Genomic DNA, 26506 nt, shown 5'->3' with positions numbered 1-26506 from the left:
ACTATACTAGTCTGTTTTATAGAATACTTTTTCCTTTAATTCTACTAATAGCACAACTATTATGAGAACTGAAGTTATTGTATTTTTTTAAACACACCTTCATCTTTCACTTATTATTTATTTTAATATATCTAATTCAACTTTATAATTTAAGTAAATTTACATATTATAAATTTACACAATTATTTGCTATTTTGTTTATGTGTTTTTCAAATAATTCTCTAGTTAACGTTTTCACAAAGAACATAAAAAAAGCCTTCGCCTTAAAGATAGAATCATGGCGTCTATCTTTAAAAACGAGGCTCTCTATATCTCACCCTCAACACATAATTAAGTTTTAACATTATATATAGTAAAACATTGAAATTATAACCTTTACAATTTTATTAATAAATTGATTTTATCCCAATATTTATGAATATTTTTTCCTCTTATATAATAGTTTATTATTACTTTTTTGTCAATATATAATTACAATATATTTCTATGCTATTTTAAAACTAATAAAATCTTAAATAAAGATATTAATAAATCTCTATTTTCTAAAGGTATTTCTTTAAAATTTTGTACAACTATAGAATAGTTATTATTTAATTCTATAACCTCATATGGAATATAAGTTTCCTTACCAGAACCACCTATATAAGAAAGTCTTCTTCCTAACTTTTCTGCTAAAGATATTTGAGTATTTGGATAATACTCCGTAATACTATTACATACTTTATCTACTGTGGTTTTAAAATCTTCTTTCTTTAAAATCTCTTTTAATATACTTTCTAAAAGCTTTATAAAATCCTTTTTATTATACATATACATCTCTTTTTCCTTTTTCTATAAGTTCAAGTTTTTCCCTAACCACTTTTTTTCTTTCCTTTGGAAGATTTTCAAAATGTGTTTCTATTGCTTTTTCTCCAGCTTTTTTAGTTTCTTCAGATGCATAATCTAATAAATATTCTTTAAAAGTCAAAATAGAATTTGGCATGCAAAAATTGTGTACAAGTCCTGGCTTTGCAAGTCCCATAAACTTTTTTCCTGTCCTTGCTGATCTATATCCTGCTGTACAAAAAGAAGGTATATACCCTGCCTTACATATGTCTTTTATAATTTCATCTAGAGACCTCATATCCCCTAATTGAAATTGCTCTTTTTCTGGAATATACCCTTTTTCAAATTCTTTATATCCACCAACTCCAATTCTTGAACCTGCATCTATTTGAGATATTCCTAAAGGAAGTACTTCATTTCTAACTTCTGGACTTTCCCTAGCAGTTAAAATCATTCCTGTATATGGCACTGAAAGTCTAATTACAGTTACAAGTTTCTTAAAATCTTCATCTGAAACTTTGTATTTAGGATTTTGTGAAAACGGTGTATCTATTGCTTCTTCTATTCGTGGGAAAGATATTGTATGAGGACCTACCCCTCCAAACTTTTCTTCTAGGTGAATAGTATGATATAAAAGACCCATAACTTCAAATTTCCAATCATATAATCCAAATAATGCTCCTATTCCTACATCATCAATACCTGCTTTCATTGCTCTATCTAATCCATAAAGTCTCCATTTATAATCACCTTTTCTATCCCCTTTAGGGTGTACTTTTGAATAAGTTTCGTGGTGATAAGTTTCTTGGAAAATCTGGTATGTTCCTATTCCAACTTCACAAAGTTTTTTATACCCTTCAATATCTAAAGGAGCTGCATTAATATTTACTCTTCTAATTTCTCCTTTACAAAGTTTAGTATCATATACAACCTTTATTGTTTTAGCAATAAAATCAGCATCATAATCTTTTGATTCTCCATAAACTAGTATAGATCTTTTATGTCCAGCCTTTTCCATAATTCTTACTTCTTCTCTTAGTTCATCCATAGTTAAAGTTTTTCTAACAATAGATTCATTACCTTTTCTAAATCCACAATATAAACAATTATTTTGACACTTATTACCTACATATAAAGGTGCAAAGAAAACTATTCTTTTACCATACACATCCTCTTTTATCTTTTTAGCTAAAGAAAACATTTCTTCTAATAAATCTTTGTCTTCTACTTGAAGAAGCTTTGCTGTTTCACAAGGTTCTAATCTTACTTTATTCTCTGATTTTTTAAGTATATTTCTTATCTCTTTAGGATCAGGATTAATAGCATTATTTAGCTCGTCCCAAATTTTCTCATCGTCGATAAAATCTTTCTTTTCAATTTTGCTTTCCATCATATACCTCCAAATATTTTAAAGTAACAGAACTCTTTTAAGAAGAACTAATTCATATATAGTTTTTATGGATAAAGCATACAAAAAACTTTCCTGAAAAGGAAAGTTATTAGTAGCATAAAACAATAGCTATAATATATTCCTTTACAAATTAGATTACTCTTCTTTGTAAGGTTCTATTTATTTAATGAACAAATTGTTTAAGAATACTCTCAAATAATTTGAACCTCATCAATTAAATATATCATTCAATTATTTATATGTAAATATATTACTTATTATTTATAAATTTCTATACTAATTTATATAAAAATAATTTTATACTTCCTAACTACTATTTTATTTTTAAAACAATCTAAAATAGTTGTTGCTTAATATATTTAATTAATTTAAAATTAATTTAGGAATTTTATGTTTTAATATACTATATAAGTTTATAAAAACACAAAAATATTAGTTTTACTACTTAAATCCTAAATTTATATAATAATTTTTAACAACTTTGTAACCAAAATATGTACAAAAAATTATATTATATTATGTGTATGTTATTTACTAATTGTATATATTTTTTAATATTAAATATTACTATAATTTATTATAAGAGGTACTAAAAATGAAAAAATATAATAAGAAAACAATAAAGAAATTTACAATATTAATTTTAATTCTAGTAATTATAACAACCACTTTTTTTATAACAAAAATATATTTAAACAAGAAAAAAGAAGAAGCTTTAATAAAGAAAAACTATGCTTTGCTTCAAAAACTAGAAAATAGAGATATAAATAATATAGAAAAAAAACTATCAGAGGATGGAAATTCTAATAATAATAATAAAACTGAGTCTTACGAAAAAATACAAAAACAAATTTCTAATAAAAGTAATAAACTATTTTTTGAAAACTCAGTATTTATGGGAGATTCCATTACTGAAGCTTTAGAATTTTATAATATACTAAATTCATCTTCTGTTTTAGCTAAAAAGGGACAAGACGTAATAAAAGCTAGAAAATCCGTTCCTCAACTAAAAAATTTAAATCCCAAAAGGATATTTATACTTTATGGGGAAAATGATTTAGAACTCTTTTCCGATGCTAAGGATTTTGAAGATAACTATACAAAACTGGTTAAAGATATAAAAAGAGCTCTTCCAAATTCTCAAATATATCTTCAGTCAGTAATGCCTGCACAACCTAAAGCTCAACAAAGAAATAAAAAGCTTTCTAATTTTAGGTCTAGTCTATTTTTGGATGTTGTAAAAAGAGTAGCTAAAAAAGAAAAGGTTAATTTTATAGATATTAGACCAGTCATTGCTAATAAAAACTATTTATACGAACCAGATGGTATCCATTTTAATGCAAAATTTTATAGTTTATGGCTAAACTATTTAAGACAAAAATTATAATCACATAATTTTCAGTTTCAAATCATGTAATTAACAAAATTGGGTAGACATATAAAAATAAATAACAACTCAAAGATGATATAAATATTGGTTTAAAGGTAACTAATATAAGACTTTATTATTTAATCTATAAAATTAAAAACTAACACAGACAGGATGATTACAATGAAATATTTTAAAAACAAACAAATAAAAATATTTGCATTACTACTATCACTTACTTTTATCTCAAGTTTATTTAGTAGTTGTTCCATCATACACTTTAAATCTCCTAAAGTTTCTGAAATAATAACTAATATTAAAAAAAACAATGATTTATCTTCACTAAATAAATCTACTAAATCTAAACTTAGAAAGCTTTACGGTATTAGTTATAAAACATTAGAAGATTTTGCTCTCTATATCCCTAAAACAAACATGGAAGCTAATGAACTTCTTATACTAAAAGTGAAAAATCAAGATGATATAGATTCTATAAAAGAACGTATAGAAAAAAGAATTGAAAAACAATCTAATACTTTTAAAGATTATGCACCTAATCAGTATGAATTATTGGAAAATCATATTTTAAAAGTAAAAGGCCCCTATTTAATATTCATTGTATCAAAAAATGCAAATAATATTATGATTAATATAAATGATAGTTTTAAATAAAATAAGATTCGGAGTGACTGTAATTGGTTTTCAGTAGTTTAATTTTTATTTTCGTCTTTTTACCCCTTGCTTTATTATTATATTATTTCTCTCCTAAAAAATTGAAAAATTTCACTATACTCTTTATAAGTTTAATATTTTATGGTTGGGGAGAACCTCTCTATATAAGTCTTATGGTTTTTAGTATAATATTTGATTATTTTGCAAGTTTATTTATAAACAAACATAGATATAACAAAAAAAAATCTAAAAGAATTTTTATAATAACTATAATCATTAATTTAGTATTACTAGCATTTTTCAAATACTTTGCTTTTATTATAGATAATATTAATGCTTTATTTGGACTCAGTATAATTGTTGATAGACTCCCTCTTCCTATTGGGATATCTTTTTATACATTTCAAATTTTATCTTATGTTATTGATGTTTATTTAGGAAAAGTTAAAGTTCAAAAAAACATTATAAATTTTGGAGCCTATGTAACAATGTTTCCACAATTGGTTGCAGGTCCAATAGTTAGATATAGTGATATAGCATACCAGCTTAAACATAGAAAAGAAAATTTTGATAAATTTAGCGATGGTGTAGAAAGATTCATCATAGGGCTTGGAAAAAAGGTTTTAATAGCAAATAATATAGGTTTACTTTGGACAAGTATAAAAGCCATAGAAATTTCTGATTTATCTGTTCTTTCCTCGTGGATTGGAATAATAGCTTTTACTCTTCAAATTTATTTTGATTTCAGTGGTTATTCTGATATGGCTATTGGTCTTGGAAAAATGTTTGGTTTTGAATTCATTGAAAACTTTAACTATCCATACATCTCAAAAAGTGTAAGTGAATTTTGGAGAAGATGGCATATTTCTTTAGGCTCTTGGTTTAGAGAGTATATATATATTCCTTTAGGAGGCAACCGTGTTAATTTCCCAAAACAATGTAGAAACTTATTTATAGTTTGGTTTACTACTGGATTATGGCATGGAGCTAGTTGGAATTTTATATTTTGGGGACTATATTTTGGTTTTTTTATATTCATTGAAAAAATATTTTTAGGAAACTATTTAAGTAAAATTCCTAAGTTTGCTTCAAACTTATATACTATGATAATTGTAATTGTTGGATGGGTTTTTTTTGATATAGATAAACTTAGTAATTCTTTTAAATATTTAAAAGTAATGTTTTGTCTTAACGGAAATAAATTTATAGATAAAGCTTTTATATACTACTTTTATACAAATTTCATTTTAATCATAATTGCTATACTTTGCTCTACCCCTATAGTAAATATAATACATAAGAAGTTTAAACAACGATTTACAATAAAAAGTGCTGTTATTATGTCTTTCACCCTTATTTTTATATTGTTTTTATCTACAACATACTTAGTAAATGAAAGTTTTAACCCATTTTTATACTTTAGATTCTAATTAAAATAAAGGACATATAATATCCCTTTATAATTTTACATGTTTTCTTATTAATTCAGTCTACTTAGTTTTAATCTAATCAATTTATTTAAAAACATATAATTTCTTAAACAATAAATTAAGTTTTACATTCTATATAATAAAAGGTGATAATACATATGAACTTAAATTATAAACGAAATAATCAAAAAAAATTTAATACTTTGTATAAAAGACTCTTAGCTTTAATCTTTATATTTTTTATATTTATAGTTTTAATACTAAATATTTTAACTAAAGACAAATCATTTTCTGAATCAGAAAACCGTAATTTAAAAACTAAACCTAAGTTTTCTATTGAAAAGTTACTCTATAATAATTTTACTAAAAAATATGAGCAATACATATCTGATCAATTTATCTTTAGAAACTTCTTTGTAAATATAAAATCATCTGTAGAAAAATTAATAGGTAAAAAGGAAAATAATAATGTATACATATGCGATGATAAATATTTAATCAGTAAATTCAATAAACCAAATAAAGAAGATATAAATGAAAAATTAAAGGCTATAAATACTTTTATAAAAGTTAATAGTAAATTATCAAACTATATAATGATAGTTCCAACAAAAATAAAAACTTTAGAAGATAAACTTCCTTTTTTCGCTCCATCCTATGATCAGCTTAAATATATAAATAATTTTTATTCTTCTTTAGATAAAAATGTAAAAAAAATAAATGTATTTGATATTTTAAATAATAATAAAAATAAATATATATATTATAAAACAGATCACCACTGGACTACAGAAGGAGCTTACTTAGCTTATTTAGAATTTTGTAAAACAGCAAAATTAACCCCTAAGCTTTCAAAAGACTATAATATTGATACAGTAAGTAATAGTTTTTATGGTACTCTTTATTCAAAATCTGGTATTAAAAGTGTTAGCCCTGATAAAATAAATGTATATATACCTAAAAAAGAGGATAATGTTATAGTAAATTATATTGAAGAAAAGAAAAAATCTGTTAGTTTATATAATTCAAAAAGACTAAATACTAAAGATAAATATTCTTTATTTACAGATGGCAACCATCCATTAATTAAGATTAATACTTCTAGTGAATCTGATAAAAACATACTTATTATTAAAGATTCCTATGCTAATTCAATAGTACCTTTTTTAACTACTAATTATAAGAACATACTAGTAGTTGATTTAAGATACTATGCTAATAAAATACAAGATTTAATAAAAGACAATAATATAACAGATACTCTTATACTATACAATGCAAATACCTTCTTTGAAGATGAATCCATATTAGATATAAGTGAGTATGATACAGATTAAAATAGTAACAGAAGGATTCTTTTCCCTTTATAATATAAAAATTTATATACTAGCATTTAATTTAATATATTAAGTTACCCTAAATAAAACAACAAAAGTGCAAACTAATTATTAATTATATAATAGTTAGTACTGCACTTTTAAACTTTATTCATTATTAATATTAACTAAAAAAGATTTGATAAAAGATACTTATGAAATTATTATACACTACATATCTATTTTACTAATAGTTTGTAATTTTATATCTATGAAATTCTTATTTTAAATTTCTAAATAAGGCTTTCCAAGTTTCTCTACCAACTATTCCATCTGATGAAAGATTACAATCTCTTTGAAATGCTTTTACTGCTGTTTCTGTTCCGCTTCCAAATACTCCATCTGCCCCATAAGATCCTACAGGGTATCCTATATTTATAAGCATTTTTTGTATTACTTTAGTTATTCCTCCACTAGCTCCTTTTCTAACCATTGGAGATGCATTTAGAGTTTCATCTCCTGCTATTCCATCTACAGCTATACTTCCAAAACCTTGTTTATTTATCTCTTGTTGTAGTTCTTTTATCAAACTATGGCTTCCGTATATATTACCAGAACCTCCAGAAGAACCACCTGATCCACCGGATTCTGAACCTCCCCCTGGAATATCAGTTGTTCTTCCTACTAAACCCTTTACTATTTCATCTGCCATTTTTTCTGCATTAAACTTATTCATATCAGAAGTATTATCTATAAAGCAACATTCTATAAGCATAGATTTTGCAGACGTGTTTCTAATTACATATAAACTACTTCCATCTTTTATTCCTCTATTTGTATATCCTAAAGATACTATATTATTTAGAACAGAAACTGCACTACTAAGTCTATTAGCTCCATAAGTGTAAACCTCAGTTCCATAAGCAGCTCCATTAAAAGCATTAAAATGAATTGAAACAAATAAATCTAGATTAGAATTATTAGCTTTTGAAACTCTTTGTGATAGAGAAGAATTTACAGAACTTGCACTATCTACTGTACAATTAACAACTGTATGCCCCAATTTTTGGAGTTTTTGTATTACCCTATTTCCAACTTCTCTAGTAAGATTTGATTCAGCTTTAATACCTACAGCACCATAATCTGCTCCAGATAAAGTATGGCCGCAATCTATTCCTATTTTCATTAAATATTCCTCCTTATAATTTTGAAACTAATCCTATGCTTGTCTACTCAAACTATATTTTATAAACATATTTAAGTTTAGCTATGGTGTAAAACATTCTCCTACTTATAAATATATGTAGTCACATATGAAAAAGTAACAAAATATATAAGGGTTTCATATTATTAATATAGTAATTCACCTAATTCTCTTATTGATTTAATGTACTTATATTGAATCTAATGAATTTATTAAATATAAATATTTGAATTAACATATTAAAACTATTAATTTATTCCATATATGTATCTATTGCTTTATGATTACAAACACTATAACAATCTCCACAAAGATCACATTTATAAGGATCTATTTTAAATTTTTCTCCATCTTTTTCTATTGCTTTAAATGAACATTTACTAAAACATGCTCCACATCCTATACAATTATCATTTATTTTAAGTCCTCTAAATGGGACTTTAATTCCATTAAAATGGAAAGGAATTCTTATTAGTTTATTATCTCTGCTTATCATTTCAAAGTCATAATCAAATACTTCTCCATATCCTCTATAAAGGCAAAAGGATGCAGTGTTTGGATATTTTATTGTATCCTTAACCCCTACTAGAAAATCTTTATTTTTTTTCGCTTTTTCTTCTAATGTATTAAAAGAAACTTCTTTAACATCTCCTGTAACTCTTATTGTATAACCAGCATCAAAGGTTGGCATACCTTTATCATCATGTGAAACTTCTGTATTAGATGACATACCACATACTGATACCTTTTTTGTTTTATTTAATTGATTATAAAAAGGTTTTATTTTCATAGTTCTAAAATACAATCCCTCTTCATCACAAGCATAAAAATGAGCTATTCTAGTCATTGGATATTCTCCATCTATAGTAGAAAAAACCACACAGCCTATTTCATTAAATCTTTCATATATTTCTTTTATATTCATTTTTTTTCTCCTTTTTTATACCTCTTTGAAATTATTTATTATTTTTTCAATTAAAACAACAAATAATTGTTTTTCTTCTTCAGTGAATCCTTTAATAGTTGTATCTATTAAATTTTTTGATATTTCATCAAATTTACTGTGAAATTCTCTTCCCTTTTTAGTTAATACTATATAGGTTTTTCTACTATCCTTAGGGTCTAAATGTTTTTGTACATAATTATAGTCTATTAGTTTTTTTACTAACATAGTAACTGTATTCTTCTTTTTCCCTATAGTTTTAGTTATCTCTGTCATACTCATTTTTTCATTTTTATATAAACCAATTAAAATATATCCATGAGAAGGTGAAAGTTCTTCTGCTCCAGCTTTTTTTAATTCCTCTATTAGCATATTTTTTATACTTTTATTGGCCTTTGATATTAAACTTGGTAACGAATTTATCTTCTCTTTATACATAAACCCTCCTTAGAATTCATATCAATATTTTTGTTCTACATAGAATAATTATAATAGTTCTATATAGAACTGTCAATATATGAATATAATATTATAAGATAAAATTATTTACTTTTTACTTTCTATACATTTTAAATATTTATCACCTTTAATAAACTACTAGATGTAATATCTTAATTTAATTAAATAATAAAGTAAAAGGATAGTACTATTATTAAAGTATTTTATAAAAAAAATTACTGAAAAATAAATTCCAGTAATTTTTAATATTAAAAAATATAAAATCTTTAAATTCCATATATTAAAATATTTATAAATTTATGATTTTTAATTAATATACTATCTAAAGAGCTTTCCGCTTATTATTAATTTTTGTATTTCATTTGTTCCTTCATATATCTGAGTTATCTTAGCATCTCTCATCATTCTCTCAACTTCATATTCTTTCATATATCCATTTCCACCAAACATTTGGACTGCTTCTGTAGTTACATGCATAGCTGCATCTGTGCATGCTATCTTTGCCTTAGCTGCAGATATACCATAAGCTCTTCCTTCTTCTTTATCTATTGCTGCTTTATAAAGAATATATTTAGCTTCTTCTATTTCAAGAGATAAGTCTGCCATTTTAAATGCTAAATACTGCTTTTTAAATAATGGTTTGCCAAATTGTATTCTTTCTTTTAAATACTGTTTTGCACGTTCAAAAGCTCCTTCAGCTATTCCAAGCCCCTGTGCTGCTACTCCTATTCTTCCACCATCTAAAGTAGACAATGCTATTTTTAGTCCTTTACCTTCTTCAGATACTAAATTTTCTGCAGGCACCTTACAATCTTCAAATACAAGTTCTGATACTTGTGCTGCCTTTATGCCACATTTATCCTCTACTTTCCCTATAGAAAATCCAGGATATCCTTTCTCTACTATAAATGCTGATACTCCTTTAGGTCCTTTATTCTTGTCTGTTATTGCAAATACTAAAAATGTTTCTGAAAGTGGTCCATTTGTAATAAAACACTTAGTACCATTTAATATATAATAATCACCTTTTTTATCTGCTGTAGCAGTTGCAGCTGATGCATCAGAACCTGCATTTGGTTCTGTCATGCCAAAAGATCCAAATTTCTTTCCAGATAATATGTCTGGAAGATACTTTTTCTTTTGCTCTTCTGATGCATTATTAAATATTCCACCAGCGCAAAGTGATGTAGTTACAGAATATGATATTCCTACAGAAGCATGTACTTTTGAAATTTCTTCTACTGCTAATACATAAGATAAATAATCTGCACCTGAACCACCATATTCTTTAGGATAAGGTAATCCTATAAGCCCCATTTGTCCCATTTTCTTATACTTATCTATAGGAAACTCACTTTTTTCATCATTTTCAATTGCTATAGGTTTAAGCTCCTTCTCTGCAAAATCCCTTGCTGTTTTTTGTACAAGTTTTTGTTTCTTGGATAATTCAAAATTCATATAATCCCCTCCTAGTTTTTTAAAATCCATATGTTCTAATTTCTAATAAATTATTTTAAGTTTTTATCTATCGATTTTAAGTTTTTATTTATCCTAGGTTTAACATATTAAAATAAATAACTAGTTAATATCTTATTTAAATCTGTAACCCACCTAATCCTTACCCCCTACTAATAACAATGCTATTAATAGAATATAAGTGATTTTATTTAACAAAATATATAACATCTTTAACTTATTATTTTTTTCATATGCCTTAAATTACATCAAATTAATGATGATAGATTATAATCAATTTATATTATTTATTTGTTAATTTTTTCAAGTTCAGTTTAATTTTACTTGCATGCAAATGATTTGTCAACAAACAATTTTACTCATTAAATTAAAGAATGTAAAAGCATTTATAAAAATATATAAACAAAACCAGCTCTAATGGCAGTACATATTAAATTATGATAAAAATAAAAACCCCTATTAGGGGCTGTAAAATAAATATAAAATTATTAATTTTCTAAGTTATCGAAATCTTAAAAAAGCTCAGAAAATAGTATCAATACTTATAATCTAAGAAAATATATAAATCTAACGATTAGCAATTAATCTTAAAAAATTTTTAAACTGCTCTTGTTCTTTTTCTGTAAATATTTCAAGCATATATTCATTAGCTTTATTTACAACTTCTTGTACTGGTTTTTTAAGATTAGACCCTTTTTCAGTAATAACAACTTTAAGAGTTCTTCTATCATTTGGATGTTTAGCTCTCTTTAAAAGTTCTTTTTTTTCCATTCTATCTAAAATCCCAGTAATAGTTGACCCATCAAGACCTAAAGTATCTCCTATCTGTTTAGGTGTTTGACCATCTTTAGTCCAAAGACATTTTAATATTCCATATTGAACTGGTGTAACATTAAGTACTTCAAGATTTGAACTTAGATATTTAAAAACATTATGTTGTGCTTTTGTTAATAAAAAATTTATACATTCATTTAATTCCATACTGTCTACTCCTTATCATACTAATGAGTATAATATATTATAAAATATTACCATTTGTCAATTAATGATAATTTGTATAAATTTTCATATTATTTAAAGCTATATATGTTTTTTAATAATATGAAATTATTTTAAAATAAACTCAATTGTGTTATTTCATATTCTTTTTTATAATCCTTTATTATATCTTCCATCTTATATAATATATTTGATTTATCACATTCTTTTTTAAAAATATACCACAATTTACGTGCATTTTTTGACCCACATCTATAAGAATTCCCATATTCTTTTATGTAATTATTAGACATATTTTTAAAATACCTATCAACTTTAGTAAAAAAATACTCTCTTTGATTTTGCCTAAGTGTTACCCCAAATGCAGGATATATAAATTTAGCACCATTTTCTTTTGCTAAACTTATTATACTAACTATATTGTCCTCAGTATCTTCAATGAATGGAAGTATAGGCATTAATAGTATTCCTGTATAAATCCCATTAGAAGAAAGTTTATTTATTGCTTCAAATCTTTTAGATGATTCACACACATTAGGTTCAAGTATTTTAGATAACTTATCATCTGCTGTTGTAACTGTCATTTTAGTTAAAGCTGGTGAATGTGTTTTTATCTTTTTTAATATATCTATATCTCTTGTTATAAGATTACTTTTTGTAGCTATTGAAACACCAAAATTATATTTATTTATAAGTTTTAACGCTTTTCTTGTAAATTCATACTCTTTTTCAAAAGTATTATAAGGATCTGACATAGCTCCTGTAGCAACTACTCCTTTTTTTCGTTTTGACTTAAGCTCACTATTTAGTATTCCAATAGCATTCTTTTTTGCCCTTACTTTATCAAAGTCTTCTATATTATAACATTCACTTCTACTGTCACAATAAATACATCCATGACAACAACCTTTGTATATGTTCATATTATAATTATATCCGAACCAATTATTATTAATTTTATAAGGAGATAATATTGTTTTTGATTCTATGTATTCCATTTAAAAAATACCTTTCTTTTACAAATTTGAAAATTCACATTAACTGAAAATCATAATAATTATTAATAAATATCTACTATATTACTCATAGCACTATTTTATCAAATTTAATATGACAACATTATGTCTAACTTAAAATTAATATTTAATATACTCAAATTTCTAAAACGCACCAAAACCTACAAAAAAGTATATATAATAAAAAATTTTAGTAAAATCCGGAAAATCCTTTTATTAATATATACTTTTATAATTTTTATTTATATTCTAATACTAATCCTACACCTACTTCTTTTAAATTAGATGATTTAGACAAAGCTATTTTAGATTTTAAATCGGTACAATGACATGGATGAATATCTTTTATATTATTTTGTTTTATATATTTACAAGTAGCTTGAATCACTTTTTCATCTGGATCAAGTAAATGAAACCCACCTATTACGTCTAGTATTCTATCCTCTTTACAAACCTTTTTTGCATATTCTATAATATTACAAATTCCAGCATGAGAACAGCCAGTAATTATAATTAATCCTTTTTCTGTTTTATAAGCTAAAGCTGAGTCATCTAAAACATAGTCATCTCTAGTCTCACCTTTATGTTTAACTACTCCTATAGGTGTTTTATTTTCAAAATCATTTGTTCTTTCTATTTCTCCAAGAAAAACTAATTTATCTGTTAACCATATTGGATCTTTGCTTAAATTTGTATTAAAATGTTGTCTTAACTTATCTTCTTTTATAAGTGAGCCTATTTCTTCTCCCTCTTTTGTCTCTTTATCTAAAAAAGCTAAAGGATGAGCAATAAGCTTTGGTTTATTATAATTTATCTTTTCTATTTTACATTCTGTATAAAACTTAATTAAATCAAATAATCCTCCAGTATGATCATTATGTCCATGAGAAATAACCACTGAATCTATGTTTTTAATATCTAATCCCATTTTAATTGCATTCTTAATATATAATTTACTATATCCTACATCAAATAAAACCTTAATATCTTCATCTTCTATAAAATAAGATACTCCTGGTTCTCCATAAAAATAACGATCTATAATTGTATTATTATCTACAAGTACTGTTAATTTCATATTTTATCATTCCTTTTCAAGCTATATTTTTTCATTAAGTTTCTGCAGTTTAATAATAAAATTATAACTATTATAGCACATTTTACATTTAATCATAATTTTATAAACTATTCAAGACGAAAAAGTTCACTTTAATATCTACTCATATCATAAATACTCAAATAAAAAATAACCCAAGAGAATACTCTTAGGTTATTTTTATACTATTTTAATTTCAATGTAGCATTATTTATCTTTAAATATTGGCCATCTTTAACTGTTATATATTTTTCACCTTTAAAATTATCATTTGAAACTATACTTTCTGTAACTTGTAAACTATTATTTGATACTTCTACATATCCATTTGCTTCAGATGAAACTTTATATTCTCCTGGTTTAATATCTTTTCCTACTTTATACATTCCGGATGGTAATCCATTATCTTTAGTTTCTACCTTAGGTGCTTTATCTATAGGATATATTTCACCATCTTTAACTTCAAAGTATTGTCCATCTTTAATTGTAATTATAGTTCTATTTTGAATATTTTCATTGCAAATTATTCCATTTATATCTCCACTACTATCTTTTGATACTTGCATATATCCTGCTCCAGAATCATCAGATACAACAACATACTCACCAGCCTTTATATCTTTTCCTACTTTGTACATCCCAGATTTTATAGAGTCTTTCTTTGATTCACTTTTAACTGAAGTTTGTTTTTTATCCTTACTATTAGTTCCTGTATCTTTAGAATCACTTCCACCAGCTGAAACTAGACCTATAACTATAATAATAGCAATTACCCATACCCACCATTTTTTATAAAATGGTTTTTTAGTTTTTTGATTTTCTGACATAACAAAACCCCCATATATAATATACAATCATTTATCCTTATGAATAAATTGAATTAATTATTACATAGTGGGGGTATTTTTATAAACTAATCTAGATTTTCATCCAATCTTTAAATACTGGTTGATATCCTAAATTAAGTAAATCCTTTCTTACTTCTTCAACACTTCTTCCATCAATTATGTCAAATTGAGGATCACTTTCATCTTCTAAAGTATGTCCACCTACTTCTGTAGTAACTCCCGCTGATATCTTATTAACTCCAAGTGGTAGTAGATGATTTTTAAATTCCGCTTTTTCTCTTGTTGTCATTGTAATTCCAGCTCGTGGCATAAATAATCTACAAGCTAATACCATTTGAACTACATTTTTATCATTTGCATCATATATCTGTGTGAAACTTCCCGCATGGGCCCTTATTCTAGGAAGAGCAAGTGCTACATCTACATCTGAATATTTGTCCTGAAGATATTTAGCATGGAGTCCTCCATAGAAAAATTCACGTCTCCAATCATCAAGTCCTAATAATGCTCCTATACATACATTTCTTATTCTAGCTTTGCAAGCTCTTTCTGGAGCATTAAGTCTAAACATATAATTTTTTTTAGGTCCTGCAAGATGTACTTTATCATAAATTTCTTCATTATAAACTTCTTGATATATTGAAAGGCCTTCAACTCCAGCTTCAACAACTTGTCTATATTCTTCTTCTTTAAGTGGATATACCTCTATTGATATAGAATCAAAATATTTTTTAAGTATATTAATTGCATCTATCATATAAGAAACTGGTGTTTCTTTTCTTGAAGATCCTGTTAATATTAAAATATGTCTTAATCCTGTCTCATAAATTTTCTTAGCTTCTCTATCTACCTCTTCCATTGTAAGCTTTTTTCTTTTTATATCATTATCAAAATTAAATCCGCAATAGGCACACTTATTAACACAGTAATTGCCTAAATACATAGGTGTAAATAGAACTACTGCTTTCCCAAAATTGTTAAGCGTTAATCTATGAGCTTTTGTAGCTATCTCTTCTAAATAATTTTCTGCTTTTGGAGATAATAATGCTAAAAAATCATATACGTCTAACTTATTTTTATTTATTGCTCTTAATATATCTTGATCATCAACATTTTCAAAAAACTTATGGAAATCGAAATCTTTATATTTTAAATATTCATCATAGAAACCCATCTTTTATGCCTCGCCTTCATTTAAAAATCCTGTAAGTGGTGAAGATGCACTAGCACATTTTTTTCGAGTTCCTACCTTTGAAACATATGCCATTCTTCCTGACTTCACTGCTAAATTAAAAGCTTTTGCCATATCTACTGGATTTCCTGCTGTTGCTATTGCTGTATTAACTAAGACTGCATCTGCTCCCATTTCCATGGCTTCACAAGCTTCTGATGGTCTACCTATTCCTGCATCTACAACTATAGGTACATTAATTTCATCTATAAGTATTTGAACCATTTCTTTAGTTCTTATACCTCTATTAGTTCCTATTGGTGCACCTAAAGGCATAACTGCAGCTGCACCTGCATCTACCAGCCTTTTAGCATCTATCAAATCTGGATTCATGTAAGGAAGTACTGTAAAACCTTCTTTTGCTAATATTTCTGTAGCTTTTATTGTTTCAAAATTATCTGGAAGTAAATATTTATTGTCCTCTATAACTTCAATTTTAATCCAATCTCCACATCCACTAGCTTTAGCTAATTTAGCAATTCTAACCGCCTCTTCAGCATTTCTAGCACCAGAAGTGTTAGGAAGGAGTATTCTATCTTTAGGTATATATTCTAAAACATTTTCTTCTTTAGATGTTATATCTACTCTTCTTAGAGCCATAGTTATAACCTGTGATTCTGATTTTTCTATAACCTCTGTTAACATTTTTTTATCTGGAAATTTTCCTGTACCAATAAATAATCTATTTTTAAGTTCTACTCCACCAATTTTAAAAATATCCATATAATCACCCTGTATAATGAATAATATGTAGTAAGTTCACTATACTTTTCCTTTCTTATTTTTTTATTTATGCCTCAAAAATTTATATATAATTTTAATTTAAATATTATATACATCTGTTAGTTAAATATAACAACTTAATTTTTATTTATGTTTCCTTTTGCCCCATTATTAACCTTAAAACCATATTAGCTTGATGATTAGCTGTAATAGAAACTCTTGGAGCCATAAGGCCTGACCCCTCTTTTGCTTCATTTACTTCATCACCAATTAAATAAAATCTATCATTTATTTTTTTAGTTTTTATAGTATTGCTAGAAAAATAACCTGCCATTCCAGATGCAGCAACTATTACTTTATCCTTTGTTTTTGTTAGAATTTCACTAACTAAAGAAGCCTTACATTTTGGACTATCAAAAGCTTCCACTATAATATCTACATTTTTAAATATATCTAATACATTATCTTCTGTTATATACTTATCTTTTATTTCTACTTTTACAAAAGGATTAATCTCTGAAATCATTTCTTTCATGGCTTCTGTTTTTTTCATTCCTAAATGCTTTATTAAATATTGTTGTCTATTTAGATTACTTGGTTCAACTACATCAAAATCTACTAAAACAAGTTTTCCTATACCGATTCTTGAAAGAGATACTGCAACATTTGATCCTAGCCCTCCAAGTCCTGCAATACCAACAGCCTCTTTTTTCAGCTTGTCATAAACTTTTGGAGTATGCCTAGAAACTAAAAGATGCTCAAGTTCTTCTTTACTTGGAATCTCACCTTTTTTTATTAAAACTACTTTATCATTTTCTTTTAAAACCTCATCTTTTTCTATGGGAAACCCATTTAAAATAACTACATCAGCATCTTTTTTAAATCTATTTTTTATATCAAAAATACTACTATTTTCTTTTACATAAAAACTTTTTTCATTTATAGATACTCTCATAGATTAACCACCACCTACAAAGCTTATTATTTCAATCTTATCTTCTTTATTAAGTAAAATATCACTATAGTTTTCTTTTGATATTATATTAAGATTAACTTCTACAACAACCTTGTCCATATTTAAATCTAATTTATCAAGAAGATTTTCAACAGTAATTCCTTCTTTGTAATCTATATTTTTACCATTAACTATCATATACCCTTCTCCTTTCTCTAAAAATTCAATATATTATGAATATTCAGTCTAGTTTCATTGCTAAGATAGTGTTATTTTTAACTATCTTACTTTTATTAAATTATTCTTTAATTTTTGAGCTGATTTAAAAGGATTTTCATCTGCCATAATATATGACATTACAGCTATTCCATCTGCTCCTTTTAAAATCACATCTTCTAAATTTTCATCATTTATACCACCTAACCCTATTAATGGTATAAATGTATTTTCTCTTATACTTTTTATAAAGTCTAACCCTCTAGGTTTTAATCCCTTTTTACAATCTGTCTTATATATGTGACTTGCAAGAAGATAACTTGCTCCATTTTTCTCTGCTAGTACTGCTTCTTCTAAACTATGAACTGAAACTCCAATCAAACCATTAAACTCAATATTTTTATTTATAAAGTTTTCAAAATTAGTATGAAAACCGTCTGCATTTATTTCTTTAGCCACATCAATATTTGAATTAATTATTATTTTCTTATTACTACCTTCAGTTTTATTTTTATTATCTATAACTTGTCTTAATTTATATGCTATAGGATACAGCTCATCAAATGATAAATCTTTTTCTCTTAATATAACAGTATCTACTCCTCCATCTATAGCTTTTCTTATAACAGTTTGTATATCACCTTCTTTTATAAGTTTTCTATTAGTTATAAGATATAATTCTTTACCTTCAGCATTTTCTACTGTTATTACCCCCTCTAAACATAAATCTTTAATTTTAAGTTTATTGTTTTTATTTACATAATACTAAAATATATTAATGATTTTTGATATATTAAATAATAAAAAGCTAAAACATGTATATCTATAAAATTTTTTACTTTGCTAAAAATTCTTATTTATTTTCAAAAATTTATACTAAAAAATATTAACCCATTAATAATCAAATAAATAATTTTATAGGCATATAAATAAAGAGCTCACCTAAAGGCAAGCTCTATTTATAACCAAATATAAAATTTACTTTAATTATAATAATGCTTTCCTACGCTAATATTAATTATTTCAGGTTCAAAGGATTCCGATAAAATCGATCTCAGCCATAACAAGGCACTCCTAGCAACTTTTTACTATATTTAATTTTATATTTATTTTAACTCTAAAAATTTTATTTGTAAATACTTTATATTAAATAATTACTTATGATTATTATTTTAGATATAATCTATATTAAATTCTAAAATTTATTTAAGTGTCTTTATTGCTTCATCAATCAAATTAAAAGCAAATAACAATTCTTCTTCTTCTACAATAAGAGGAGGGTGAAAAATAAGACAATTACCAGATCCTATTTTAAATGACAATCCTTTATTTAGACAATAATATAATATTTTTTCAGCAATACTATTATCTTTTTCTTTTGAAATTCTATCTTTTACAAATTCAAATGCAATCAAAAGTCCCTGTACTCTAAAATCCCCAATACATTCATGCTTATCATAAAGATTAGATAAACACCTCTTTGCAAACTCTGATTTCTTTTTACATTCAAAAACAAGTTTATTTTCATCAATATAATCTATGGTAGCACATATTGCTGCACAACCTAATGCTGGTTTTTCATGAGTATAATGACCTAATGATATATCCTCTGCTAAATCATATTTAGATTTTGTAAGTACTGCAGCTTGAGGAATAACTCCTCCCCCAAGACCTTTACCAAGTACAAGTATATCTGGTTCTACATTAAAGTTTTGGTGAACATAAAACTCTCCACTTCTTCCAATTGCTGTTGGTATTTCATCAAAAATCAAAAGTATTTTATTTTCATCACAAACTTTTCTTAATTTTTCAAAATAGCTCTTAGGGGGAACATGAATATCCGTTGCTCTGACTGGCTCAAGCAGTATAGCACCTATATCTCCTTCATTTTTAATTATATATTCTATATAGTTTATACAAAAGTCAGAAACTATTTCTTTTGATTCACTCTTTATAAAATTTCTGTATCCGTTATAGGGTATAGCTTTTATGCACCCCGGAATTAACGGTCCCATGTCTTTTTTAAAAACATATTCTCCTCCTACAGATATAGAATCAAGTCCCGCTCCATGGAAAGACTCCCACATAGATATAACTTTATGCCTACCAGTAACTTTTCTTGCTATTTTAAGTGCTATTCCGATTGCCACACTTCCAGATGGAATAAACAATACTTTATAATCTTTAGATATTGTTTTATCAATAAGAGCTTTTGCAGCCTTTACAGCTATATTAGATGTATATCTTCTTGGTATAAATGGTAATTCTTCTATTTGATTTTTTATAGCTTGTACAACTTTTTATTTTTATATCCTATTTGATGAACACTATTACCATGAAAATCAAGATACTCTTTGCCATCTAAATCTTTTATATAGCAATCTTTAGCATCCACAATAACATTCATACATGGAGTTGACATAGACTGCTTTATATAATTTTTTTCATCTTCTAATAATATTTTTTTAGTATTATGATTTAGATTTTTGTTCCAATTAACTCTATTTAAACTTAAATTTATATCCCCTTCTCTATTAAGAGAATTATTAGTTATTTCTTCTATACATTGATCTTTCTCATTACTTCTATTTTCTTTAATATTAAATAATTGTTTTTTATAATTATTCTCCATATAACTCAGCCTTACAACCTGGTTTTATGTTTTCTGATATAAGTTTATTAATATGATCTATCAAATCAGGAAGTTCTTTCATTGATTTTATAGTAAAATCTGCTCCTGCATCTAAAAAAGCTTCTCTAGTTTCATTTATAACTTTACTTTTTTGATTTTCTGAAAGTCTATTAAATTCTTCTAAACTAAAACCCATTTCAGAGCTACCAATTACAACTCCAACAGACCAAGCTCCTGAACTTACCCCTTCTTTTATATCAGATTTTGTATCTCCCACTTTTATTACTTTAGAAGGGGTTGAAAATTTTAAAGCCTCCATGTTTTTATATATCATATATGGATATGGTCTACCATAAGACTCTGTAGAATCTGGTGTCACATAAAAATCAGGCTCATATCCTTTTTCTTTAGCTCCTTTTAAAACTATTTCTATCATATCATCAGTATATCCAGTTGTTGAACCAATTTTCAAATTCCTTTTTCTTAACTCATTAACAGTATCTACAACCTCTGGAATAGGTGTTACATAATCTGAAAGACTTTCTATAAGTTTAGGTTTAAAATTTGAATACAGCTCATCTATATCTTTTTCTTTAAAATCTCTATTAAATTTTTCTTTCCATTGCTTTCTTATTGAATCCATTTCAAGCATTGCTTTTATATGGTCTCTTTTAAGCATTCCCATAGGTTTTCTAGCTTCTCTTATAGTTACACTTATACCCTTTTCTTTAAAAATATCAATAAATACATTTACTGGTGCAAAGCATCCAAAGTCAACAGTAGTTCCTGCCCAATCAAATATTACTCCCTCAATGTTGTTTTTTACAATTTTCTCCTTCATATTGTTCTCCTTTATATACGTTTTTACTATACCACATAAATTTTCTATATCTTCTTTATATATTTCACCAATATTACCCACTCTAAAAGTATCTACCTCAGTAAGTTTACCAGGATATATAACAAAACCTCTTTCTTTTATATATTCATAAAAATCTTTAAAATTAAAATCCTTATTTGGCATAAGAAAAGTAGTTATTACAGGAGATTGAACTTCTTTATCTATATAAGAATCTATTCCCATTTCTTTAAATTTTTTTATAAGAATATCATTATTTTCTTTATATCTTTTATATCTAGCTTCAATTCCACCTTCTTTAATAAGTTCATCAATGGCCTTTGAAAAAGCTGCTACTACATGTGTTGGAGAAGTAAACCTCCACTTTCCAGAATCTTTCTCCATAACTTGCCACTGCTGATACAAATCTAAACATAAACTTTTTGAATTACCATTACATTTTGATAGTTTTTTAATATTTGCTATAACAAAACTAAATCCTGGAACTCCTTGAATACACTTATTTGAGCTACTAACCAAATAGTCTATTTCTAAATCTTGCATTTTTATTGGTATTCCTCCAAAACTGCTCATAGCATCAACTATTAAAGTTTTATCATACTTTTTTGAAAGTTTTGCTACCTTCTCAATTGGATTTAATATTCCCGTTGTAGTTTCTAAATGAACAATTATTATATGTGTTATTTTTTTATCTTCTTCTAATATATTTTTTATTTCACTTAAATCAGGTAATTTATCACACTCTGTACTATAAACTACATAGCTAATTCCTATATATTTAGCCATATTTACAATTCTTTCTCCATAAGCTCCATTAGTAATTATTAAAGCTTTATCATCTCTTCCTACTTCAGTATTTATTACTGATTCAACTCCAAAACTTCCACTGCCTTGCATAAGTACTGAAGTATATAAATCACTGGAAGCTTCAGCTAAATCTAAAAGTTTGCTTCTAATATCTTCTGTTATTTTTTTATAATCATTATCCCAAGTACAACGATCTATTAACATTTGTCTTTTTACAGTATCTGTAGTTGTTAAAGGTCCTGGTGTCAAAAGCTTATATTTATTCATAAAATTTCTCCTATCTTTTATTAGTAAACATAGTCTTAATTTTTAAACTTAATATGAAATAAATCTTACTATTTATCCAGTATATTAATTATTTTGCAGCTTTAAAGAATTCTTGATGTTTTTTTAGAAGATCTAAAGTTAAAGGTTCTTTAAAACTTTTAGAATTTTTAGGTTTATTTTCATCATCTACAGTTTCACCTTCATATAAAGCTACTGGATAATACTTTAAAAGTTCTTTTCTTGCCTTCGTTGTTATAACTTTAGCCATGTCCATAGCAAGTTTTTCACTATCTTTATCCTTCTTTTTAACTACTGCAACTGCTTCTTTTAATGAATAATTACCTTCTACTGGATCTATGTAATCTATTGGTTTACCTTCTTTATTATCTGATACTGCTTGATGACGAAGACCAAATCCTGCTGCAACTTCTCCAGCTCTTACTTTCTTTATTGGACCTGAACCTGAACTTTCTACATGGGGTCCACAATTTTTAACAAGATTAGTTAAAATAGTCTTTCCTTCATCTTCTCCATATTCACTTATTATTGATTGTATAAGAAGCCACGCTGTAGAAGAATCCATTATATTTGGTATTGAAACTAATCCTTTATATTCAAGCTTAGTTAAATCTTTTACTGATTTTGGCATAGAAACACCTTTTTCTTTTATAACTTTAGTATTTACAAATATAGCTCCTGTGTTTCCAAGGATAGGTGAATAATAGTTTTGATATTTATCTAATGCTTTAGTATTAAAACTTAATTTTTCAAACATGTCATTTTTATTTTGAGCACTTTCTATGAAATAAGAACTCATAGTTATTAAACCAGCTTCTATTTTATCCCCTTCTGCCATAAGTTTTCCACCAAGTTCAGAAGTTCCAAAAGTCTTTAATGTATATTTATCTTTAAATCCTTCTAAATCAAGGCTTTTTTTCATAGCCTCTACTGCCTCATCATCTGCATTAGTATAAATAACAACTTTGTCACTAGTTTTTTTACCGCATCCTACTACTGCTACCAACATAAAAACTGATATTAAGCAAAGTATAATAGCTTTAAGTGATCTTTTCATAAAATATCTCTCCTCTTTTATTAAATTATTATATTTTATCCTTCACTTTATTTGTAAATGGATAATTTATCATTAATTACGTTGCCTGAAATTTTTACTAAGATATTAGTTATAAAAATTAGTATAGATAAAACAAATATTTGATTAAAATTACTATAATGTTCAAGTTCTTTTATCTTACTTGTCATAACAGATGTACTAGCATTTACTATAAATATAATTGCACTTATGGTAACCATAGAATTTATAAAATAATAAGTAAACATTTCTATTATTGTTGTTATGGAATTAGGAAGAATTACTCTAACTACTGTTTTAATCCAACTATCTCCTAGAAGTTCTCCTGTGTTTTCAAAGTTAGGATTCATTTTTGAAAAAGAATTTTTAGCCATAAGATATGGAGTAGTAAAAAAATGGACTACATTACAAAGTATTATTATAATAAATGTCCCTTTCAAACTACTTTTATTGAAAAATAAAAGATAAGATAACCCAAGTACCATTCCTGGAACTGTATTTGTGATCATAGATATAATATCTATTGCTGTTTTAGCTTTTTTATTTATACCTGTTCTCACATTTATTATTGCTAATATATAAGACACTAAGCTTCCTAAAACTGCTGAAAATATTGATACTATAATAGAATTCTTGTACACATCTAAAATATCTTCTGAAACTAGTGTCTTTTTAAAGAAATCTAAAGTAAAATTCATATTATAAGGAAAATTTTCTGTAAAAGGTACTATAAACATAACTAAAAATATAGATGTAATACCTAGTAATATAAGCATAGCTACAATGGAAAAAAATATATCTCTAGGATTGTTTTTAATTATTTCTGCTTTATTAAATTTATAATAGTGAAAGTTAAATCTTTCTACATATTTTAAAATTATGACTGCAAACACTGCTGGTATAAGCATGTATATGGCTATAACTGACCCCATATTAAAATCTGGAATTGCACCTAACATAACTTGGTAAAGCTTAGCTGAAATAACTTTATAGTTTCCACCTATGGATGCTGGAATACCAAAGTCTGTAAAACTCAAAACAAAAGATAAAACTAATGCTCCACATAAAGTACCTATTAATGGTTTTACTATTATATTTACAAAACTTCTTAATTTGCCATCTCCCATAAGTTTTGATACTATAATAAATTTTTTATCTATATATGTGAAAGAATTATTTATTATAAGAAAAGTTGGTGGAAGTGTATATATTATGTATCCTATAAGTAATCCTTTAAATCCATATATTTGAACTATTTCTCTTCCAAATAATCTAGTTAGTAAACCTTGTTTACCAAAAGAATATATAATTGCAAACCCATATGTTATAGTAGGAAGTAACATTGGTACTAAAATTCCAATCTTTATTATATTCTTTATAGATTTATATATGTTTGTACAATGTATAGTATAAGATAATATAAAAGCTATAAATGTAGTTACTATTGAAGTTAAAGCTGAAACTTTTATACTATTAATCATAGAAATTAACACATCTTTATCTTTTATAGATAAAATATAATTTGAAACCCCATAGTTTTCTCCGATTTTAAAAGAATTAAGTAAAAGTATTATTAATGGAATAATAAGAAATCCTATGAAAAATATTGTAGATAATAAATATATAATTTTTATTTCTGATTTTTTACTATACATAACATTCTCCAAACAAACTATATATATTATTTCTTTTTATTTGCAATTGACTTAAAATAAATTCCTTTATAAAATTATTTTTAGGCTTGTTTATAACTTCTTTAGGCGTTCCAAATTGTGATATCCTCCCTTTGTTAATAATTAAAACTTTATCTGACATAGTTAATGCTTCTTCTGGATCATGAGTCACTATTATAGTTGTAAGGTTATATTTTTTTGTTATATCCTTTATTTTATTTTTTATAGTTTCTTTTATAACTCCATCTAAAGCACTTAAAGGTTCATCTAAAAGAAGTATTTTAGGTTTTGTAACTAAGGTTCTAGCTAAAGCTACTCTTTGTTTTTGACCTCCTGAAAGTTTATATATACTCTTTTTTAAGTGATCTTCTAATCCTAAAAAATTTATTAATCCATCAAGCTCTTCTTTATTAATCAACTTTGAATTATTTTTTAATCCATAAACTATATTCTGATATGCATTTAAATTAGGAAATAAAGCATAATCTTGAAACACTATGTTAAAACCCCTATCTTTCATGGATGTATTTGTTATATCCTCTCCTTCAAAAATAATAGAACCACTATCCATTTGAGTTAACCCTAATATTATATTTAACAATGTAGTTTTACCACTTCCACTAGGTCCTAACATAGATACTATTTCACCTTTTTGTATTTTAAGATTTATATCATCTAATACTATATTGCCATCAAATTGCTTTTTTATATTTTTAAGCTCTAACAAAATTATTCGCCTCCTATAAACTTAAAATTCTTTTCTTACTACACCTTAAGTATACATCTTCATATGTTAATTTGTATTATAAGAAGGTTAATACTGTGTAAAATATTATAATATGTTTATTATATCTTTATAATATTATGATAAACTTTAAATAAAAATTTTATTATATTAAACATATTTTTTACGTTTTAGCTTGAAGTTTGTCATGTTATATGATAAATTCTTCATATATACAAATAAAACTTATCAATTTTGAAAG

Annotated in this window: 25 protein-coding genes, 1 pseudogene and 1 riboswitch; of the genes and pseudogenes, 4 read left to right on the top strand and 22 right to left on the bottom strand. The window is 25.7% G+C overall.

From position 1 onward, the window contains the following. Positions 1-489: 489 nt before the first annotated feature. Positions 490-810 (bottom strand): hypothetical protein, encoded by a 321-nt coding sequence (locus ABDZ71_RS00510; protein WP_343757745.1) that lies wholly within the window; start codon positions 808-810, stop codon positions 490-492. Beyond that, positions 803-2215 carry a [FeFe] hydrogenase H-cluster radical SAM maturase HydG gene (gene hydG, locus ABDZ71_RS00505; RefSeq protein ID WP_343757743.1) on the bottom strand — a complete coding sequence of 471 codons (1413 nt, stop codon included), beginning with the start codon at positions 2213-2215 and terminating at the stop codon, positions 803-805. The genes ABDZ71_RS00510 and hydG overlap by 8 nt, the downstream gene beginning before the upstream one ends. Before the next feature lie 616 nt (positions 2216-2831). Here hydG and ABDZ71_RS00500 point away from each other — a divergent pair. The 4 genes from ABDZ71_RS00500 to ABDZ71_RS00485 all read left to right on the top strand — a co-directional run bounded on the left by ABDZ71_RS00500 (position 2832) and on the right by ABDZ71_RS00485 (position 7044). Further along, the gene (locus tag ABDZ71_RS00500) at positions 2832-3623 is read left to right on the top strand and encodes a GDSL-type esterase/lipase family protein (RefSeq protein WP_343757741.1); all 792 of its coding nucleotides are present in this window, start codon (positions 2832-2834) and stop codon (positions 3621-3623) included. 165 nt (positions 3624-3788) lie between these two features. Beyond that, positions 3789-4277, top strand: coding sequence for a DUF4358 domain-containing protein (locus ABDZ71_RS00495; protein WP_343757739.1), 489 nt, complete (start codon positions 3789-3791; stop codon positions 4275-4277). Positions 4278-4300: 23 nt separating this feature from the next. After that, positions 4301-5707: an MBOAT family O-acyltransferase gene (locus ABDZ71_RS00490; RefSeq protein WP_343757737.1), complete on the top strand. Its 1407-nt coding sequence runs from the start codon at positions 4301-4303 to the stop codon at positions 5705-5707. A gap of 158 nt (positions 5708-5865) precedes the next feature. Further along, complete coding sequence (locus ABDZ71_RS00485) at positions 5866-7044, top strand: DHHW family protein (RefSeq protein WP_343757735.1); 1179 nt, start codon at positions 5866-5868, stop codon at positions 7042-7044. 259 nt (positions 7045-7303) lie between these two features. Here ABDZ71_RS00485 and ABDZ71_RS00480 read toward each other — a convergent pair whose 3' ends face one another. The 20 genes and pseudogenes from ABDZ71_RS00480 to ABDZ71_RS00390 all read right to left on the bottom strand — a co-directional run bounded on the left by ABDZ71_RS00480 (position 7304) and on the right by ABDZ71_RS00390 (position 26247). After that, a complete protein-coding gene (locus tag ABDZ71_RS00480; protein ID WP_343757733.1) occupies positions 7304-8209 on the bottom strand; it encodes an N-acetylmuramoyl-L-alanine amidase in 906 nt (301 codons plus the stop codon). 271 nt (positions 8210-8480) lie between these two features. After that, positions 8481-9152: a 4Fe-4S binding protein gene (locus ABDZ71_RS00475; RefSeq protein ID WP_343757731.1), complete on the bottom strand. Its 672-nt coding sequence runs from the start codon at positions 9150-9152 to the stop codon at positions 8481-8483. A 15-nt stretch (positions 9153-9167) separates the two neighbouring features. Then, on the bottom strand, positions 9168-9608 hold the full coding sequence (locus ABDZ71_RS00470; RefSeq protein WP_343757729.1) for a MarR family winged helix-turn-helix transcriptional regulator: 441 nt from the start codon (positions 9606-9608) through the stop codon (positions 9168-9170). A gap of 339 nt (positions 9609-9947) precedes the next feature. Further along, the gene (locus ABDZ71_RS00465) at positions 9948-11087 is read right to left on the bottom strand and encodes an acyl-CoA dehydrogenase family protein (RefSeq protein WP_343757727.1); all 1140 of its coding nucleotides are present in this window, start codon (positions 11085-11087) and stop codon (positions 9948-9950) included. A gap of 585 nt (positions 11088-11672) precedes the next feature. Next, on the bottom strand, positions 11673-12086 hold the full coding sequence (locus ABDZ71_RS00460; protein ID WP_343757725.1) for a MarR family winged helix-turn-helix transcriptional regulator: 414 nt from the start codon (positions 12084-12086) through the stop codon (positions 11673-11675). A gap of 131 nt (positions 12087-12217) precedes the next feature. Further along, positions 12218-13102, bottom strand: coding sequence for an SPL family radical SAM protein (locus ABDZ71_RS00455; protein WP_343757723.1), 885 nt, complete (start codon positions 13100-13102; stop codon positions 12218-12220). A 256-nt stretch (positions 13103-13358) separates the two neighbouring features. Continuing rightward, positions 13359-14198 carry an MBL fold metallo-hydrolase gene (locus ABDZ71_RS00450; RefSeq protein ID WP_343757722.1) on the bottom strand — a complete coding sequence of 280 codons (840 nt, stop codon included), beginning with the start codon at positions 14196-14198 and terminating at the stop codon, positions 13359-13361. A gap of 203 nt (positions 14199-14401) precedes the next feature. Continuing rightward, positions 14402-15043, bottom strand: a complete 642-nt coding sequence (locus ABDZ71_RS00445; RefSeq protein ID WP_343757721.1) for an Rv1352/Rv1906c domain-containing protein — start codon at positions 15041-15043, stop codon at positions 14402-14404. A gap of 91 nt (positions 15044-15134) precedes the next feature. Then, positions 15135-16238 carry a 2-iminoacetate synthase ThiH gene (gene thiH, locus ABDZ71_RS00440; RefSeq protein WP_343757719.1) on the bottom strand — a complete coding sequence of 368 codons (1104 nt, stop codon included), beginning with the start codon at positions 16236-16238 and terminating at the stop codon, positions 15135-15137. A 3-nt stretch (positions 16239-16241) separates the two neighbouring features. Next, positions 16242-17018: a thiazole synthase gene (locus tag ABDZ71_RS00435; RefSeq protein ID WP_343757717.1), complete on the bottom strand. Its 777-nt coding sequence runs from the start codon at positions 17016-17018 to the stop codon at positions 16242-16244. Positions 17019-17166: 148 nt separating this feature from the next. Next, positions 17167-17973: a sulfur carrier protein ThiS adenylyltransferase ThiF gene (thiF, locus tag ABDZ71_RS00430; RefSeq protein WP_343757715.1), complete on the bottom strand. Its 807-nt coding sequence runs from the start codon at positions 17971-17973 to the stop codon at positions 17167-17169. A gap of 3 nt (positions 17974-17976) precedes the next feature. Continuing rightward, positions 17977-18171: a sulfur carrier protein ThiS gene (thiS, locus tag ABDZ71_RS00425; RefSeq protein WP_343757713.1), complete on the bottom strand. Its 195-nt coding sequence runs from the start codon at positions 18169-18171 to the stop codon at positions 17977-17979. Positions 18172-18252: 81 nt separating this feature from the next. Beyond that, the gene (locus tag ABDZ71_RS00420; RefSeq protein ID WP_343758234.1) at positions 18253-18858 is read right to left on the bottom strand and encodes a thiamine phosphate synthase; all 606 of its coding nucleotides are present in this window, start codon (positions 18856-18858) and stop codon (positions 18253-18255) included. A gap of 314 nt (positions 18859-19172) precedes the next feature. After that, a riboswitch (TPP riboswitch) is annotated at positions 19173-19275 on the bottom strand. 116 nt (positions 19276-19391) lie between these two features. Beyond that, positions 19392-20444, bottom strand: coding sequence for an aminotransferase class III-fold pyridoxal phosphate-dependent enzyme (locus ABDZ71_RS00415; RefSeq protein WP_343758232.1), 1053 nt, complete (start codon positions 20442-20444; stop codon positions 19392-19394). A gap of 26 nt (positions 20445-20470) precedes the next feature. Further along, positions 20471-20821, bottom strand: a complete 351-nt coding sequence (locus tag ABDZ71_RS00410) for a hypothetical protein (protein ID WP_343757711.1) — start codon at positions 20819-20821, stop codon at positions 20471-20473. Then, entirely contained in the window at positions 20811-21662 is an 852-nt protein-coding gene (gene phnX / locus ABDZ71_RS19885; protein WP_425544679.1) for a phosphonoacetaldehyde hydrolase, read from the bottom strand. The genes ABDZ71_RS00410 and phnX overlap by 11 nt, the downstream gene beginning before the upstream one ends. 9 nt (positions 21663-21671) lie before the next feature. Further along, a pseudogene (gene phnW, locus ABDZ71_RS19880) lies at positions 21672-22754 on the bottom strand (2-aminoethylphosphonate--pyruvate transaminase); the annotation flags it as partial. Between the two features lie 88 nt (positions 22755-22842). Next, positions 22843-23829, bottom strand: coding sequence for an extracellular solute-binding protein (locus tag ABDZ71_RS00400; RefSeq protein ID WP_343757707.1), 987 nt, complete (start codon positions 23827-23829; stop codon positions 22843-22845). A gap of 47 nt (positions 23830-23876) precedes the next feature. Then, the gene (locus ABDZ71_RS00395) at positions 23877-25502 is read right to left on the bottom strand and encodes an ABC transporter permease subunit (protein ID WP_343757705.1); all 1626 of its coding nucleotides are present in this window, start codon (positions 25500-25502) and stop codon (positions 23877-23879) included. Beyond that, positions 25495-26247 (bottom strand): ABC transporter ATP-binding protein, encoded by a 753-nt coding sequence (locus ABDZ71_RS00390; RefSeq protein ID WP_343757703.1) that lies wholly within the window; start codon positions 26245-26247, stop codon positions 25495-25497. The genes ABDZ71_RS00395 and ABDZ71_RS00390 overlap by 8 nt, the downstream gene beginning before the upstream one ends. Positions 26248-26506: the final 259 nt, after the last annotated feature.

The sequence above is a fragment of the Clostridium oceanicum genome, from assembly GCF_039521385.1.
In the GTDB taxonomy this organism is placed as follows: domain Bacteria; phylum Bacillota; class Clostridia; order Clostridiales; family Clostridiaceae; genus Clostridium_F; species Clostridium_F oceanicum.
This window is presented reverse-complemented; position numbering and strand designations above follow the sequence as displayed.

Coding starts and splice junctions, on each gene's coding strand:
- ABDZ71_RS00510 (WP_343757745.1), bottom strand. CDS start 810: ATGTATAATAAAAAGGATTTTATAAAGCTTTTAGAAAGTATATTAAAA.
- hydG (WP_343757743.1), bottom strand. CDS start 2,215: ATGGAAAGCAAAATTGAAAAGAAAGATTTTATCGACGATGAGAAAATT.
- ABDZ71_RS00500 (WP_343757741.1), top strand. CDS start 2,832: ATGAAAAAATATAATAAGAAAACAATAAAGAAATTTACAATATTAATT.
- ABDZ71_RS00495 (WP_343757739.1), top strand. CDS start 3,789: ATGAAATATTTTAAAAACAAACAAATAAAAATATTTGCATTACTACTA.
- ABDZ71_RS00485 (WP_343757735.1), top strand. CDS start 5,866: ATGAACTTAAATTATAAACGAAATAATCAAAAAAAATTTAATACTTTG.
- ABDZ71_RS00480 (WP_343757733.1), bottom strand. CDS start 8,209: ATGAAAATAGGAATAGATTGCGGCCATACTTTATCTGGAGCAGATTAT.
- ABDZ71_RS00475 (WP_343757731.1), bottom strand. CDS start 9,152: ATGAATATAAAAGAAATATATGAAAGATTTAATGAAATAGGCTGTGTG.
- ABDZ71_RS00470 (WP_343757729.1), bottom strand. CDS start 9,608: ATGTATAAAGAGAAGATAAATTCGTTACCAAGTTTAATATCAAAGGCC.
- ABDZ71_RS00465 (WP_343757727.1), bottom strand. CDS start 11,087: ATGAATTTTGAATTATCCAAGAAACAAAAACTTGTACAAAAAACAGCA.
- ABDZ71_RS00460 (WP_343757725.1), bottom strand. CDS start 12,086: ATGGAATTAAATGAATGTATAAATTTTTTATTAACAAAAGCACAACAT.
- ABDZ71_RS00455 (WP_343757723.1), bottom strand. CDS start 13,102: ATGGAATACATAGAATCAAAAACAATATTATCTCCTTATAAAATTAAT.
- ABDZ71_RS00450 (WP_343757722.1), bottom strand. CDS start 14,198: ATGAAATTAACAGTACTTGTAGATAATAATACAATTATAGATCGTTAT.
- ABDZ71_RS00445 (WP_343757721.1), bottom strand. CDS start 15,043: ATGTCAGAAAATCAAAAAACTAAAAAACCATTTTATAAAAAATGGTGG.
- thiH (WP_343757719.1), bottom strand. CDS start 16,238: ATGGGTTTCTATGATGAATATTTAAAATATAAAGATTTCGATTTCCAT.
- ABDZ71_RS00435 (WP_343757717.1), bottom strand. CDS start 17,018: ATGGATATTTTTAAAATTGGTGGAGTAGAACTTAAAAATAGATTATTT.
- thiF (WP_343757715.1), bottom strand. CDS start 17,973: ATGAGAGTATCTATAAATGAAAAAAGTTTTTATGTAAAAGAAAATAGT.
- thiS (WP_343757713.1), bottom strand. CDS start 18,171: ATGATAGTTAATGGTAAAAATATAGATTACAAAGAAGGAATTACTGTT.
- ABDZ71_RS00410 (WP_343757711.1), bottom strand. CDS start 20,821: ATGGAGAATAATTATAAAAAACAATTATTTAATATTAAAGAAAATAGA.
- phnX (WP_425544679.1), bottom strand. CDS start 21,662: ATGAAGGAGAAAATTGTAAAAAACAACATTGAGGGAGTAATATTTGAT.
- ABDZ71_RS00400 (WP_343757707.1), bottom strand. CDS start 23,829: ATGAAAAGATCACTTAAAGCTATTATACTTTGCTTAATATCAGTTTTT.
- ABDZ71_RS00395 (WP_343757705.1), bottom strand. CDS start 25,502: ATGTATAGTAAAAAATCAGAAATAAAAATTATATATTTATTATCTACA.